Here is a 13,349-nt window from a genome sequence, read left to right as displayed (position 1 = left end):
GACCTTGCTACCCATTAACGACCGCTTTATAGCACACGGCGCGAAAGCGGCGTGTCAACTGCCATAAAAGCGGGCATAAAAGCGGCCCTAAAAGCGCGCCATCATAATTGCGCGTCCGGCGCTCGGACAAGCTGCGGCAAACGCGCTGTGCGCCGCTCGCAACCGCCGTGCCGCCGAGGCCGTCGCGATCCGCTCGGCGCTGTCGACGAAGCCGTGAATCTCGGCGCTCAGGCAGCCGCCAGCGCGGGCCGCAATTTGGGCGCGCCGACGACGCCCGGCAGCGCGGTCAAGTCCGAGAGCATCCGCTCGACAATCCCTGCTTGCGGCAAAACGGTGCCGAAAAAACGTGTCGTTACCGAGTCTTCGATCAGGATGGTCGGAAAATTCTCGACGTCGAGATCGTCGAATCGATCCGCATGCGTTTCGATGTCGATCCATGCGAAGCAGATTTGCGGATGCCGCTCGGCCAGCTTGTCGAACGCCTCGCGATACTCGCGGCAGGTTCCGCACCATTCCGCGCACAGGCAGGCCACGAACAGCGTGTCGGGCTCATTGACGCGCTCGGCGATCCGGTCGTGGTCGGTGTCGAGATTCAGCGCGGGCATGGTGGTTCCTCTAGTGCTTTGTCGAATGCTTTGGCGCGAATGTAGCATGGCCGATCCCGGAGAGTGGTCAAGCGGCGTCAATGTGCGTTAGCCGTGGCTTGCCCGCGTGTAGCGCCCGCCGGGCAGCGCGCTGACGTGGCCGGCGAGTTCCAGTTGCAGCAGCGTCGTCTGCAGGACCGCGTATTCCATCTCGGTGCGCGTGGCGAGAATTTCAAGGCTGGTCGGCGCGTGGCCCAGCGCCGCCAGAAGTTTTTGCGCGTCGGGGTCGGGTACATCGCGTACGTTCGGGGCGCGTGCTTCGGCGGCTATGGGTTGCGGCTCGGCGTTTGCCTGCGGCTTCGCCTGGGACTGCGCGTATTTCGCCGGCTCGTCGCGCTGCGCCGAATGTCGCGCCGGCGCCGTGCAGTCCGCCGCCGTTGCGTCGTCGTCGAACGTGCGCGTCGATGCCCGCTGTCCGCGAACGCCTGCGCCAACGCCTACAGCCGCAGTCTTCGCAAACCCCAATTCCTCCAGCACTTCCTCAGGCGTCTCGACCAGCTTCGCGCCCTGCTTGATCATCCGATGACACCCGCGCGACAACGGCGCGTGGATCGAGCCCGGCAACGCAAAGATATCGCGGCCCATCTCGTTGGCGAGCCGCGCGGTGATCAGCGAGCCCGAGCGCATGGCCGCCTCGACGACCAGCACGCCGCTGACGAGTCCGGCGATCAACCGGTTACGCTGCGGAAAGTTGGCCGCGCGCGCCGGCGTGCCGAGCGGCCACTCCGACAGAATCGCGCCTTGCAGCGCGATTTGCCGCGCGAGCGCGTGGTGCGCGGCCGGATAGACGAGATCCGCGCCGGTGCCGATCACCGCAACCGTGCTGCCGATGCCCGCGAGCCCGCCGCGATGCGCCGCGCCGTCGATGCCTCTCGCGAGCCCCGACACAACCGTCACGCCCGCCGCCGAAATCGTCCGCGCGAAGCGTTCGGCGTCTTCCTCACCTTGCGGCGTCGCGCTGCGGCTGCCCACCAGCGCGACCGCGCGCGTGTGCAACAGCTCGAGCCGCCCCTTTATATATAGCAGCGGCGGCGGATCGGGCATGGTCAGCAGCGCCGGCGGATAGGCGGGGTCGTCGAGCGTGACGACCTGGTTACCGGGCAGCTCGCGCCATGCGATCACCGCTTCCAGTTGGGCGTCGAAGTCCGAGCCCGTCGGCGCCAGCGCCGCGCGCGCCGCGGCGTCGCCGGCAATCGCGGCGAGCGTCTCATGCTCCTGCCGAAGAATCGCCTCGGGCAGGCCAAAAGCGCCCAGCAGCAGGCGCAGCGCCGTGGGTTTGAGCCCCGGCGCGAGAGAGAGCCGCAGCCACGCGGCGAGTTCAAGATCCGTTGAAGGCAAGGTGTGCATTGCGGGTCGATCCTCTTGCAGCGCCAGCGGGCAGGCGGGCGCCATGCTAAAATTTTCATCATCCGAAATAACCGCAGCGCCGCGCCCACCCGCGCGGGCTCGTCGTCTAGCGCGTGTGGCGCGTTGAATCGAACCGGTTCGACACCATCTATCGTGTGCGCATTGCGACGTGCCGACAACCTGGCCGAATGGCCAACGCGGGCCTTCTCATGGTCAGCGGCGTCTGAAAATCACTCTCGAAATCATGGCTTTACTGAACATCCTCAATTACCCGGACAAACGGCTGCACAAGGTTGCGAAGCCGGTGGAAGAGGTCAACGACCGTATCCGCCGCCTCGTCGCGGATATGGCGGAAACCATGTACGCCGCGCCGGGCGTGGGCCTCGCGGCCACGCAGGTCGACGTGCATGAGCGCGTGATCGTGATCGACGTCTCGGACGCGCACGATCAACTGCTCGCGTTCATCAACCCGGAAATCGTCTGGTCGAGCAACGAGAAGAAGCTGTCGGAAGAGGGCTGTCTGTCCGTGCCGGGCATTTACGACAACGTCGAGCGCGCGGAGAAAGTGCGCGTGCGGGCGCTCAACGAAAAGGGCGAAACCTTCGAGATGGACTGCGAGGGACTGCTTGCCGTGTGCATTCAGCACGAGATGGATCACCTGATGGGCCACGTGTTCGTCGAATATCTGTCGCCGCTCAAGCAAACGCGCATCAAGAGCAAGATGAAGAAGCTCGCTCACGCAATGTAATGCGCGCCCATTCCGCTACCTGCTTGCCCTCCCGCTCATGAGTCATTCGTTGCGCGTTGTCTTTGCCGGCACGCCGGAATTCGCTTCGGCCGCGCTGGCGGCCATCCACGGCGCCGGTTTTGCGGTGCCGCTCGTGCTCACGCAGCCGGACCGGCCGGCGGGGCGCGGCATGAAATTGCAGGCGAGTCCCGTCAAGCGCTACGCCGTGGAACATGGGATCGCGGTCGCACAGCCGCCTTCGTTGCGCCGCGCAGGCAAGTATCCGGCTGAGGCGGCGGCGGCCATCGAGCAGTTGCGCGCCACGCCGCACGACGTGATGGTGGTGGCCGCGTACGGCCTGATCCTGCCGCAGGAAGTGCTCGACATCGCGACGCACGGCTGCATCAATATTCACGCGTCGCTGTTGCCGCGCTGGCGCGGCGCGGCGCCGATTCATCGCGCGATCGAGGCGGGCGACGCCGAAACCGGCATCACGCTGATGCAGATGGACGCCGGCCTCGACACGGGCGCGATGATTTCCGAAATCCGCACGCCCATTTCCGCCGACGACACCACCGCCACCTTGCACGACCGCCTCGCGCAGGCCGGCGCGAAGCTGATCGTCGAGGCGCTCGTCGAACTCGAACGCAGCGGCAAGCTGGCCTCAACGCCGCAACCCGCCGACGGCGTGACCTACGCCGAAAAGATCGGCAAGCACGAGGCCGCGCTTGACTGGCGCCGGCCGGCTGCGGTGCTCGCGCGCCAGGTGCGCGCGTTCGACCCGTTCCCTGGCGGCGTGGCGACGCTCGAGGACGGAACCGCGATCAAGATCTGGGCGGCCGCCGCCGAAGACAGCACAAACAACGCGGCGCCCGGCACGATCATCGGTGTTTCGCCGGAAGGCGTCGTCGTGGCCTGCGGCGAAGGCGCGTTGCGTCTCACGCAACTGCAAAAACCCGGCGGCAAGCGGCTCCCGGTGCGCGAATTCCTGGCTGGCTTCGGACTGGCCGCAGGTCAGCGTTTCCATATTCCCGACGCAAACTAGCACGGCCTCGCGGCGCTTGCCCATCGTCCATTCGGCCGATGGCGAGCGGCCCCCGTCGCGCGCCCGCCGCGCGTTAGAATCCGTCATGCAAAGGCCCAGCTTTCGAGGATTCCCATGTTCGGCATCACCCATTTCGAGTTTTTCGTCGTCGCCGTTTTTCTGCTGAACGTCACGCCCGGGCCGGATACGGCTTATATCGTCGGGCGCAGCGTCGCGCAGGGCCGCAGGGCGGGGCTCATGTCCGCGCTGGGCATTTCGGCGGGCTGCTGCGTGCACTCGCTCGCGTGCGCGTTCGGCCTGACGGCGCTGCTCGCGGCGTCGGCCACTGCGTTCACCGTTATCAAGTTCGTCGGCGCGATTTATCTGATCTATCTCGGCGTACGCCTTATTTTTGCGAAGCCAGCCGCCGACGAGGCCCGCGGCCAGGCACGCGGGGCCGGTGCCCCGAAGTCGTTGCGCCAGCTTTTCCTGCAAGGCTTCTGGACCAACGTGCTGAACCCGAAGGTGGTGCTTTTCTTCGTTTCGTTCTTCCCCCAGTTCGTTACCGCCGGCACCGATCAGAAGGCGCTCGCCTTTCTGACGCTCGGCGCGGTCTTCGTGGTCATGAGCATGCTGTGGAACAGCTTTGTCGCGTGGATCGCCGGCAGCGTCACGCAGCGCTTCTCCGGCAAGCCGTCGGTCAAGAAGTGGCTGGACCGCGGTGTCGGCAGCGCCTTTGTCGGCCTGGGGATCAAGCTCGCCACTGCATCGAGATGATTGAATTTTTCGCGCGCGTCCATATCTAACATTTCGCTTACAGTCAGGCATAATCAGGCGCCGCGATGATGCGGCACGGATATGAACCCCGCGTTAGGGCAAGGAGTTGCAGACATGTTCAATTGGGTCAAAACCGCGATGTTGATGGCCGCGATCACGGCCCTTTTCATCGTGATCGGCGGAATGATAGGCGGGTCGCGCGGCATGACGATCGCGCTCGTCATTGCGCTCGGTATGAATTTTTTCTCGTACTGGTTCTCGGACAAGATGGTGCTGCGCATGTACAACGCGCAGGAAGTCGACGAAACCAGTGCGCCGCAGTTTTATCGCATGGTGCGTGAGCTCTCCACGCGTGCCGGCTTGCCGATGCCGCGCGTCTATCTGATCAACGAAGATGCGCCGAACGCGTTCGCTACGGGCCGCAATCCGGAGCACGCGGCGGTTGCCGCGACCACCGGCATTCTGCGCGTGCTGTCCGAGCGCGAAATGCGCGGCGTGATGGCGCACGAACTCGCGCACGTCAAGCATCGCGACATTCTGATCTCGACGATCTCGGCCACCATGGCCGGCGCGATCTCGGCGATCGCGAACTTCGCGATGTTCTTCGGCGGCCGCGACGAAAACGGGCGTACCACGAACCCGATCGCCGGCATCGCGGTCGCGCTGCTCGCGCCTATCGCCGGTGCGCTGATCCAGATGGCGATTTCGCGCGCGCGTGAATTCGAGGCCGACCGCGGCGGCGCGCAGATTTCCGGCGACCCGCAGGCGCTCGCGTCGGCGTTGGACAAGATTCATCGTTATGCGAGCGGCATTCCGTTCCCCACAGCCGAACAGCATCCGGCCACCGCGCAGATGATGATCATGAACCCGCTCGCGGGCGGCAGCATCGCGAATCTGTTTTCGACGCACCCGGCAACGGAAGAGCGCATTGCGCGCCTGATGGAAATGGCCCGCACAGGGCGCTTCGAATAAGCGCGTAGCGCGCGGCGTGACGAAAGGCGAGTCTTCGGGCTCGCCTTTTTATTTGCTGGCCGCGGTGATCGACGCGGCCGCGCGGACTGCACACGCCCGCTCGCGGTCCACACGCCGCGCCACGCTACAATGTGTGCTCATTGTGCCGCGCCTACCGCGCGGCCTGCCTTTGTTCTTCCATGATCCCAAAGCCTTCTTCGCGTTCTGCTTCTTCGTCGGCGCGTCCGCGCGAATCCCGCTTGTCCGTGTTGCATCTCGCGCCGGAATCGCTCGGCTTCGCGCTCGATTGCGCCGCGCAGGCCGTCGGCGCCGTGCGCCTCGGCGCGGCTTTGCCGGCCGCGCTGCAAACTGTTTTCGTGGCCGCGCCCGAGGGCAGTGCCGCTGCAGCGCGCGGCGCGGTGCAGGACATCGCGTATCGCACGATGCGTCGTCTCGGGACGGCTGAGTGGCTGATCGCGAAGCTCGTCAAGAAAGCGCCGCCGCCGCATGTCGGTCACGTACTGGCCTGCGCGCTCGCGTTATTAATCGACGACGAAGCGAGCGCCGCCTATACGCCGTTCACCGTGGTCGACCAGGCGGTCGGGGCGATCTCGGCTCGCCGTGAATTCGCTTTCGCGAAGGGGCTCGTCAACGCCGTGCTGCGCAACTTCCTACGCGAACGCGACGCGCTGCTGACAGAAGCGCAAGCCGACGAAGTCGCGCGCTGGAATTACCCGACATGGTGGATCGACGCCGTGAGACGCGCATGGCCCGAAGCATGGCAAGACGTGCTCGCGGCCGGCAATACGCAAGGCCCGTTGACGCTGCGCGTGAACGCGCGTCATTCGACGGTCGAAGCGTACCTGCAAGTGCTCGAGGACCATCAAATCAGCGCGAGCAAGGTCGGCGACTACGCGGTGATGCTCGCCACGCCGATGCCAGTCGATCGCATTCCTGGCTTTAACGAGGGCGTCGTGTCCGTGCAGGACGCGGGCGCGCAGCTCGCCGCGCAACTGCTCGGCGTGCGCGACGGCATGCGCGTGCTCGACGCGTGCGCCGCGCCGGGCGGCAAGACAGGGCATCTGCTGGAACTCGCGAACCTGCAATTGGTGGCGCTCGAAAGCGACGTGTCGCGCGCGCGGCGGATCGGCGAAAACCTGCAGCGGCTCAAGCTCGAAGCGGAGGTGCGAATCGGCGACGCCGGCGCGCCGTCCAAATGGCACGACGACATCGACCAGCCGTTCGACCGCATTCTCGCCGACGTGCCGTGCTCGGCGTCGGGCATCGTGCGGCGTCATCCGGACATTCGCTGGTTGCGCCGCGCGTCCGATATTCCCGCTCTCGTCGACGAACAGCGGCGCATTCTCGGCGCGCTCTGGCCGCTCGTGAAACCTGGCGGCGAATTGCTTTACGTTACGTGCTCGATCTTTCCCGAAGAAGGCGAGTTGCAGGCGCAGTGGTTTGGAAACAAATATCAGGATGCGGTACGATTGGACGCGCCGGGGCAACTTCTACCTTCAGTCGCCCGCGCGCCCGCCGACACATCGGCCGGTTCCCATGCCGGAGAATTCGCTGACATCAGCGCCGGCGCGAACTCAGACCACGACGGATTTTTCTACGCGCGCTTTCAGAAACGGTGACCATCAAACGCTTCTTCCCGCTTCGGCTCGCTGCCGTGCTCTGGGTCGCGCTGGCCGTCTGGCTTGCTGCACCCGGCGCCGCGCACGCCGACTCGATCGCCGTGCAGCGCGCTTCGCTGCAAGCGGACAACACCGGTTGGAGCCTCGACGCGCGTTTCGACTTCGATTTGAACAGCAATCTCGAAGACGCGGTCAATAAGGGCATTCCGCTTTACTTCACGACCGACTTCGAACTGAGCCGGCCGCGCTGGTACTGGTTCGACGAACAGCCGGTCAACGTGTCGCAGAGTCTGCGTCTGTCGTTCCAGCCGCTCACGCGCGAATATCGCGTGTCGAGCGTGTCGTCCGGCGGTTTGCAGCTTGGCTTTTCCACGCTGAAAGACGCGCTCGCGGTCATCAAGCATGTGTCGTCGTGGCATGTGATTGAGCGCAACGACGTGCATGCTGGTGAAACGTACAACGCGTCGGTGCGCATGCAGCTCGACATCGCGTTGATGCCCAAGCCGTTTCAGATCGACGCGGTGAATAACCGCGACTGGAACCTCGCTTCCGAATGGAAGCGCTTTACTTTCACGGTGACCGAACGTGCTAAATAAAGTGCGCTCCGCCACCAGTGTCAGCAGCATCGTCGTGCGCGTGCTGGTCTCCACGGTCGCCGTGACGGCCGTGCTGCTGCTCGTGCTGCTCGCCGCGGCAAGCGCGAATACCGAATTCTTCGACCGCTATTACCAGTGGCTGTATGCCGCGAATCTGGTGGTCGCGATGATCTTTCTGCTGGTGGTGGCGACGCTCGTCATCATCATCATCGTGCGATTGCGAAAGGGGAAGTTCGGCACGCGGCTGCTTGCGAAGCTGGCGTTTTTCATGGCGCTCGTCGGCGTGGTGCCGGGCGGCATCATCTATGTGGTCTCGTATCAGTTCGTGTCGCGCAGCATCGAATCGTGGTTCGACGTGAATGTGGAAACCGCGCTGACGTCGGGCCTGAATCTCGGGCGCGGCATGCTCGACGCGTCGCTGTCCGATCTGCAAACCAAGGGCCGCCTGATGTCGGAGCAGCTCGCGAGCGCGGACGCCGCCGGCACGACGCTCACGTTGCTGCGTCTGCGCGATCAGTTCGGCGTGCAGGAGGCGACCATCGTCGAACCGACGCGCAGCATGTCCGGCGCGACGCCCGACATGCACGTGGTCGCGCAGGCATCGAGTAACTACGCGTCGCTCGTGCCGAACGATCTGCCCACGCCGCTGATGGTCGACGCGGCGCGCGGGCGCGGCTACGCGGCGATCGAAGGCGAGGTCGACGGCGATCCTCGCGCGCACGGCAGCAAGGGCGCGCTGCGGCTGCGCGTCGTGCAGCGCATTCCCGATTCGAACGCGTCGCTGCTGCAGCCCACCGAGCGCTTCCTGCAACTCACGCAGCCGGTGTCGCAATCGCTTGCACGCAATGCCGACGCCGTGCAGCGCGCGTACCGCGAGTATCAGGAGAAAGCGCTCGGACGTACGGGTCTGCGCAAGATGTACATCGGCACGCTGACGCTCGCGCTGTTCCTCGCGACCTTCATCGCGATGATGCTCGCGCTCGCGCTCGGCAATCAGCTCGCACGGCCGCTCTTCCTGCTCGCTCAAGGCACGAAGGAAATCACCGAGGGCGATTACACGCCGAAGCGCGAAATCAAGTCGCGCGACGAACTCGGCTTTCTCACGCAGTCGTTCAATGCGATGACGCGGCAGTTGTCCGAGGCGCGCGCCGCGGTTGAGAACAACCGCATCGCGCTCGAGCATTCGAAGGCGTATCTGGAGAGCATTCTCGCGAACCTGACGGCCGGCGTGTTCGTGTTCGACCGGCAGTTCCGTCTCACTACGGCGAATCGCGGCGCCGAGCGCATCTTCCGTCAGCAGTTCCAGGAAGTGCTCGGCTCGGCGCTCGAACAGATCGGCGTGCTAAGCGAATTCGGCGGCATGGTGCGCAAGGCCTTTGCCGATCGCGAAGCGGCAAGCGGCGACGGTCACGACGACGGCGGGCACTGGCAGCAACAGTTTTCGGTTCAGGTGGCGGGCGAATCCGAGCCGCTCACGCTGCTTGTGCGCGGCGCGCGGCTCGTGTCGGCAACCGATCGCGACGCGCAGGACATGCAGACGTCGGGCTACGTGGTCGTGTTCGACGACATCTCCGACGTGATCTCCGCGCAGCGTTCCATTGCGTGGGGCGAAGTGGCGCGGCGGCTCGCGCATGAGATCAAGAATCCGCTCACGCCGATCCAGCTTTCGGCCGAGCGTTTGCAGATGAAGCTAGCGGACAAGCTGACGCCGTCCGACGCCGACGTGTTGAAGCGCGGCGCGACCACGATCGTGAACCAGGTCGCGGCGATGAAGCAGATGGTCGACAACTTCCGCGACTACGCGCGCACGCCGCCCGCTGTGCTCGCGCATCTGCAATTGAACGAACTCGTGAGCGAAGTGCTGACGCTGTACGGTATCGAAGAAGGCAAAGGCGCGATTCAGGTCGAGCTCTCCGAACTGCCCGCGATCCGCGGCGACGCCACGCAATTGCGTCAGGTGATCCACAACCTGCTGCAAAATGCACAGGACGCGGTGGCCGACGTCGAGCGCCCGCGTGTGCTGCTCGAGACGAGGACAGTAGAATACGGAGACCCCGATGCGCAGGGCAAGGCGCGCATCGCGGTGCGGCTGACAGTGTCGGATAACGGACCGGGTTTCCCCACTCGCATTCTCACGCGTGCATTCGAACCTTACGTGACGACCAAGGCCAAGGGCACGGGCCTGGGTCTTGCGATGGTCAAGAAGATCGTCGACGAACATGGCGCGCGCATCGACATTCGCAATCGCATGAAAGCGGGCGATGTGATCGAAGGCGCGCAGATTTCGATTCTCTTCCTTCAACTGGCAGACGACGCCGCGGCTCCCGAAGCGGGACCGCGTCCTGCGCACGGCGGTACGTCGCAGGGAAAGACAAAAGCAACAGTGCAGACAAAGGCAGCGTAAATGGCAACCATCCTGGTGGTAGATGATGAAATGGGCATCCGGGAATTGCTCTCGGAGATCCTGAGCGACGAGGGGCATGTCGTGGAGGCGGCGGAAAACGCGCAGCAGGCGCGCGAGTTCCGCTTGCGTCAGGCGCCGGACCTGGTGCTGCTCGACATCTGGATGCCCGATACCGACGGCGTGACGTTGCTCAAGGAATGGGCTGCGCAAGGGCAACTGACCATGCCGGTGATCATGATGTCCGGTCACGCGACCATCGACACGGCAGTCGAAGCGACCAAGATCGGCGCGCTCAACTTTCTTGAGAAGCCGATCGCGTTGCAGAAACTGCTGAAAGCCGTCGAACAGGGCCTCGCGCGCGGCACGGCGGCGGTCGCGCCTGGCGGCGTGGCGGCGAAATCCCCGTTGCCGATGAATTCGTCGACGGTGGCTTCGGCCGCGGCATTGCCGATGCTCTCCGCCGACGGTCACGGCAGCGGCGTGCTTGCGGCGCAAACGGCGTCCATTTCGTTCGACATTCCGCTGCGCGATGCACGCGATGCATTCGAGCGCGCGTACTTCGAATATCACCTCGCGCGCGAGAACGGCAGCATGACGCGCGTCGCGGAAAAGACCGGACTGGAGCGCACGCATTTGTATCGCAAGCTCAAGCAACTCGGCGTCGATCTCGGCAAGAATAAGGGCGAGTGAAAGGGCGAGCGGAGACCGCGGATCGCGGGCCGACTTTGCTTCCGCAGATTTTTTGGACAAGGGGGCTTGCCCAGTAGATGACCCTTTGATATCATTTCGTTCTTCGTTGGCCCGGTAGCTCAGTTGGTAGAGCAGCGGATTGAAAATCCGCGTGTCGATGGTTCGATTCCGTCCCAGGCCACCAGGATTCAGCCCCAGGAAATCGCAAGATTCCTGGGGCTTTTCCTTTTGCGGTGGGTTTCATTGCGTTATACGTTGCGTCAGCAGTAGGCTGGGGCGCCCGGCGAGTTTCGGCATCGCGTGATAAAATCGCGCCAGTTCAATGACTTGCATGCGAGTGCGTCGCCCGCCGCCGAATGTGTCGAAGCGCGCGCGACCACGCCGCGATCCGCACCGAACCCCTCGCCCGACGATCAACGGTATAAGCGCCCGGCAGCTTCTCAGCTAAAGGCGCGGCCTATACTGCTTTGGGCCGGCAGCAGTGCCGGCTCGCGTCGCGCCGCGTTGCTTGCATGGCGCACCTCGCGCAGCGCGACGCGGCACTCATCATTCACGGAGTTTCACGGTGATCCGCAAAGACGCTAAACGTAGCGCTCTGGTGCTGTTTTCCGGCGGCCAGGATTCCGCCACGTGCCTCGCATGGGCGCTTGAACGATATGACACGGTCGAGACGCTCGGCTTCGATTATGGTCAGCGGCATCGCGTCGAACTCGAATGCCGCGAGGGTTTTCGCAATGCAGTGGCGCGCACGTTTCCCGCATGGGGCGAGCGCCTCGGCGACGATCACATGATCGACCTGTCGGTGCTTGGCGCGATCAGCGAAACCGCAATGACGCGCGAAATCGAGATCGAGGCCACGGCGAGCGGTTTGCCGAACACCTTCGTGCCGGGCCGCAACCTGATGTTCATGACGATCGCCGCGGCCATCGCTTATCGGCGGGGTCTGGAGGTGCTGGTCGGCGGAATGTGCGAGACGGATTTCTCCGGCTACCCCGATTGCCGCGACGACACGATGAAGGCGTTGCAGGTCGCGCTGAATCTCGGCATGGACTCGCGCTTCGCGCTCGAAACGCCGCTGATGTGGCTCGACAAGGCCGACACGTGGCGGCTCGCGCATGAACTGGGCGGCGACGAACTGGTGGAACTGGTGCGCGTCGAGACCCACACCTGCTACGTCGGCGAGCGCGCGGAACTGCATGCGTGGGGTTTCGGCTGTGGCGAATGCCCGGCGTGCCGCTTGCGCAAGCGTGGCTATGAAGCCTATCTCGCCGGCGAGAAGGTAACCGAGCCGGCGTGAGAATTCCGCGCAGCGGCGCGGGTTTGGCAATCATTGTTAGGTACACAAGCACTACAAGGTACGAAAGTACCAGCACACGGTACAGGGCGGAAAGCAGCATGACGTACGCGGTCAAGGAAATCTTCTACACGTTGCAAGGCGAGGGCGCGAATGCCGGACGCCCGGCCGTGTTTTGCCGCTTCGCCGGCTGCAATCTGTGGTCGGGTCGCGAGGAAGACCGCGCGGACGCCGTGTGCCGCTTCTGCGACACGGATTTTGTCGGCACCGATGGCGAGAACGGCGGCAAGTACCGCACCGCCGCCGACCTCGTGCAGATGATCGCGTCGCAATGGCCCGAGGGCGAGGGCCAGCGCTTTGTCGTGTGCACCGGCGGCGAGCCGATGCTGCAGATCGACCAGCCGCTCGTCGACGCGCTGCACGCGGCCGGCTTCGAAATCGCCATTGAAACGAACGGCTCGTTGCCGGTTCTCGAGACGATCGACTGGATTTGCGTGAGCCCGAAGGCCGACGCGCCGCTCGTCGTCACGAAGGGCAATGAACTGAAAGTCGTGATTCCGCAGGACAACCAGCGCTTGTCCGACTACGCGAAGCTCGACTTCGACTATTTCCTCGTCCAGCCGATGGACGGCCCGTCGCGCGACATCAACACCAGGCTCGCGATCGACTGGTGCAAACGCCATCCGCAATGGCGCCTGTCGATGCAGACCCACAAGTATCTGAACATTCCCTGATTTGCCGTGCTGACGATTACACGAAAACTCGAATTCGACGCGGGTCACCGCATCCCCGATCACCGCAGCCAGTGCCGTAATCTGCACGGCCATCGCTATGTGCTCGAAATCACGCTGCAAGGCGACCTGGTCGACACCGAAGGCGCGCCCGATCGCGGCATGGTGATGGACTTCGCCGACGTGAAGTCGCTGGCCGTCGAGCATCTCGTCGACAAGTGGGACCACGCGTTCCTCGTCTACGAAGGCGACTCGCAAGTGCGCGGCTTCCTCGAAACCATGGCGGGCCACAAGACGGTCGTGCTCGACCGTATTCCGACCGTGGAAAATCTCGCGGCTGTTGCGTTCGATGTGCTCGCCAACGTCTACGACGCGCACTACGGCGTGAATCTGCGTCTGCATAAGGTGCGCCTGTACGAGACGCCGAATTGCTGGGCCGACGTGGTCCGCGACTAACGCTTCCGAACGCTGCGGCTGCGCGGCCCTGCTGCCGCGTTATTGTCACGGTATGATCGCTCCCACAA

The 13,349-nt window shown here is 64.3% G+C and carries 13 protein-coding genes and 1 tRNA gene; 12 read left to right on the top strand and 2 right to left on the bottom strand.

Features of this window, described 5'->3' with window-relative positions:
- Positions 1 to 227: 227 nt before the first annotated feature.
- On the bottom strand, positions 228 to 605 hold the full coding sequence (locus AB6809_RS25465) for a thioredoxin family protein (protein ID WP_006050552.1): 378 nt from the start codon (positions 603 to 605) through the stop codon (positions 228 to 230).
- An 87-nt stretch (positions 606 to 692) separates the two neighbouring features.
- Positions 693 to 1,991: a DNA-processing protein DprA gene (gene dprA / locus AB6809_RS25460; protein WP_307248511.1), complete on the bottom strand. Its 1,299-nt coding sequence runs from the start codon at positions 1,989 to 1,991 to the stop codon at positions 693 to 695.
- A gap of 244 nt (positions 1,992 to 2,235) precedes the next feature.
- Between dprA and def the strand changes: the two genes are divergently transcribed.
- From def to queD, 12 genes are all read left to right on the top strand, one after another.
- Complete coding sequence (gene def, locus AB6809_RS25455; protein ID WP_006050550.1) at positions 2,236 to 2,739, top strand: peptide deformylase; 504 nt, start codon at positions 2,236 to 2,238, stop codon at positions 2,737 to 2,739.
- A gap of 37 nt (positions 2,740 to 2,776) precedes the next feature.
- On the top strand, positions 2,777 to 3,763 hold the full coding sequence (gene fmt, locus AB6809_RS25450) for a methionyl-tRNA formyltransferase (RefSeq protein WP_307248516.1): 987 nt from the start codon (positions 2,777 to 2,779) through the stop codon (positions 3,761 to 3,763).
- Positions 3,764 to 3,877: 114 nt separating this feature from the next.
- Complete coding sequence (locus AB6809_RS25445) at positions 3,878 to 4,519, top strand: LysE family translocator (protein WP_307248519.1); 642 nt, start codon at positions 3,878 to 3,880, stop codon at positions 4,517 to 4,519.
- Between the two features lie 114 nt (positions 4,520 to 4,633).
- Positions 4,634 to 5,491, top strand: coding sequence for a zinc metalloprotease HtpX (gene htpX, locus AB6809_RS25440; protein WP_006050547.1), 858 nt, complete (start codon positions 4,634 to 4,636; stop codon positions 5,489 to 5,491).
- A gap of 179 nt (positions 5,492 to 5,670) precedes the next feature.
- Entirely contained in the window at positions 5,671 to 7,110 is a 1,440-nt protein-coding gene (gene rsmB / locus AB6809_RS25435) for a 16S rRNA (cytosine(967)-C(5))-methyltransferase RsmB (protein ID WP_307248524.1), read from the top strand.
- Complete coding sequence (locus tag AB6809_RS25430) at positions 7,107 to 7,706, top strand: DUF4390 domain-containing protein (RefSeq protein WP_006050545.1); 600 nt, start codon at positions 7,107 to 7,109, stop codon at positions 7,704 to 7,706. The genes rsmB and AB6809_RS25430 overlap by 4 nt, the downstream gene beginning before the upstream one ends.
- Entirely contained in the window at positions 7,696 to 10,110 is a 2,415-nt protein-coding gene (locus tag AB6809_RS25425) for a PAS domain-containing sensor histidine kinase (protein WP_029969436.1), read from the top strand. The genes AB6809_RS25430 and AB6809_RS25425 overlap by 11 nt, the downstream gene beginning before the upstream one ends.
- Complete coding sequence (gene esaR / locus AB6809_RS25420) at positions 10,111 to 10,800, top strand: response regulator transcription factor EsaR (protein ID WP_006050543.1); 690 nt, start codon at positions 10,111 to 10,113, stop codon at positions 10,798 to 10,800.
- 108 nt (positions 10,801 to 10,908) lie between these two features.
- A tRNA-Phe gene (locus AB6809_RS25415) sits at positions 10,909 to 10,984 on the top strand.
- Between the two features lie 381 nt (positions 10,985 to 11,365).
- Positions 11,366 to 12,097, top strand: a complete 732-nt coding sequence (gene queC, locus AB6809_RS25410; RefSeq protein ID WP_006050542.1) for a 7-cyano-7-deazaguanine synthase QueC — start codon at positions 11,366 to 11,368, stop codon at positions 12,095 to 12,097.
- 98 nt (positions 12,098 to 12,195) lie between these two features.
- Positions 12,196 to 12,828 carry a 7-carboxy-7-deazaguanine synthase gene (gene queE / locus AB6809_RS25405; RefSeq protein ID WP_006050541.1) on the top strand — a complete coding sequence of 211 codons (633 nt, stop codon included), beginning with the start codon at positions 12,196 to 12,198 and terminating at the stop codon, positions 12,826 to 12,828.
- Positions 12,829 to 12,837: 9 nt separating this feature from the next.
- Positions 12,838 to 13,281 carry a 6-carboxytetrahydropterin synthase QueD gene (gene queD, locus AB6809_RS25400; RefSeq protein WP_107709344.1) on the top strand — a complete coding sequence of 148 codons (444 nt, stop codon included), beginning with the start codon at positions 12,838 to 12,840 and terminating at the stop codon, positions 13,279 to 13,281.
- Positions 13,282 to 13,349 lie beyond the last annotated feature (68 nt).

Source organism: Paraburkholderia sp. RCC_158 (assembly GCF_041355255.1).
In the GTDB taxonomy this organism is placed as follows: domain Bacteria; phylum Pseudomonadota; class Gammaproteobacteria; order Burkholderiales; family Burkholderiaceae; genus Paraburkholderia; species Paraburkholderia graminis.
The sequence above is the reverse complement of the archived record's forward strand: the minus strand, read 5'-3'. Positions and strand labels throughout refer to the sequence as shown.

Coding starts and splice junctions, on each gene's coding strand:
- queE (WP_006050541.1), top strand. CDS start 12,196: ATGACGTACGCGGTCAAGGAAATCTTCTACACGTTGCAAGGCGAGGGC.
- htpX (WP_006050547.1), top strand. CDS start 4,634: ATGTTCAATTGGGTCAAAACCGCGATGTTGATGGCCGCGATCACGGCC.
- AB6809_RS25445 (WP_307248519.1), top strand. CDS start 3,878: ATGTTCGGCATCACCCATTTCGAGTTTTTCGTCGTCGCCGTTTTTCTG.
- fmt (WP_307248516.1), top strand. CDS start 2,777: ATGAGTCATTCGTTGCGCGTTGTCTTTGCCGGCACGCCGGAATTCGCT.
- AB6809_RS25465 (WP_006050552.1), bottom strand. CDS start 605: ATGCCCGCGCTGAATCTCGACACCGACCACGACCGGATCGCCGAGCGC.
- esaR (WP_006050543.1), top strand. CDS start 10,111: ATGGCAACCATCCTGGTGGTAGATGATGAAATGGGCATCCGGGAATTG.
- dprA (WP_307248511.1), bottom strand. CDS start 1,991: ATGCACACCTTGCCTTCAACGGATCTTGAACTCGCCGCGTGGCTGCGG.
- def (WP_006050550.1), top strand. CDS start 2,236: ATGGCTTTACTGAACATCCTCAATTACCCGGACAAACGGCTGCACAAG.
- rsmB (WP_307248524.1), top strand. CDS start 5,671: ATGATCCCAAAGCCTTCTTCGCGTTCTGCTTCTTCGTCGGCGCGTCCG.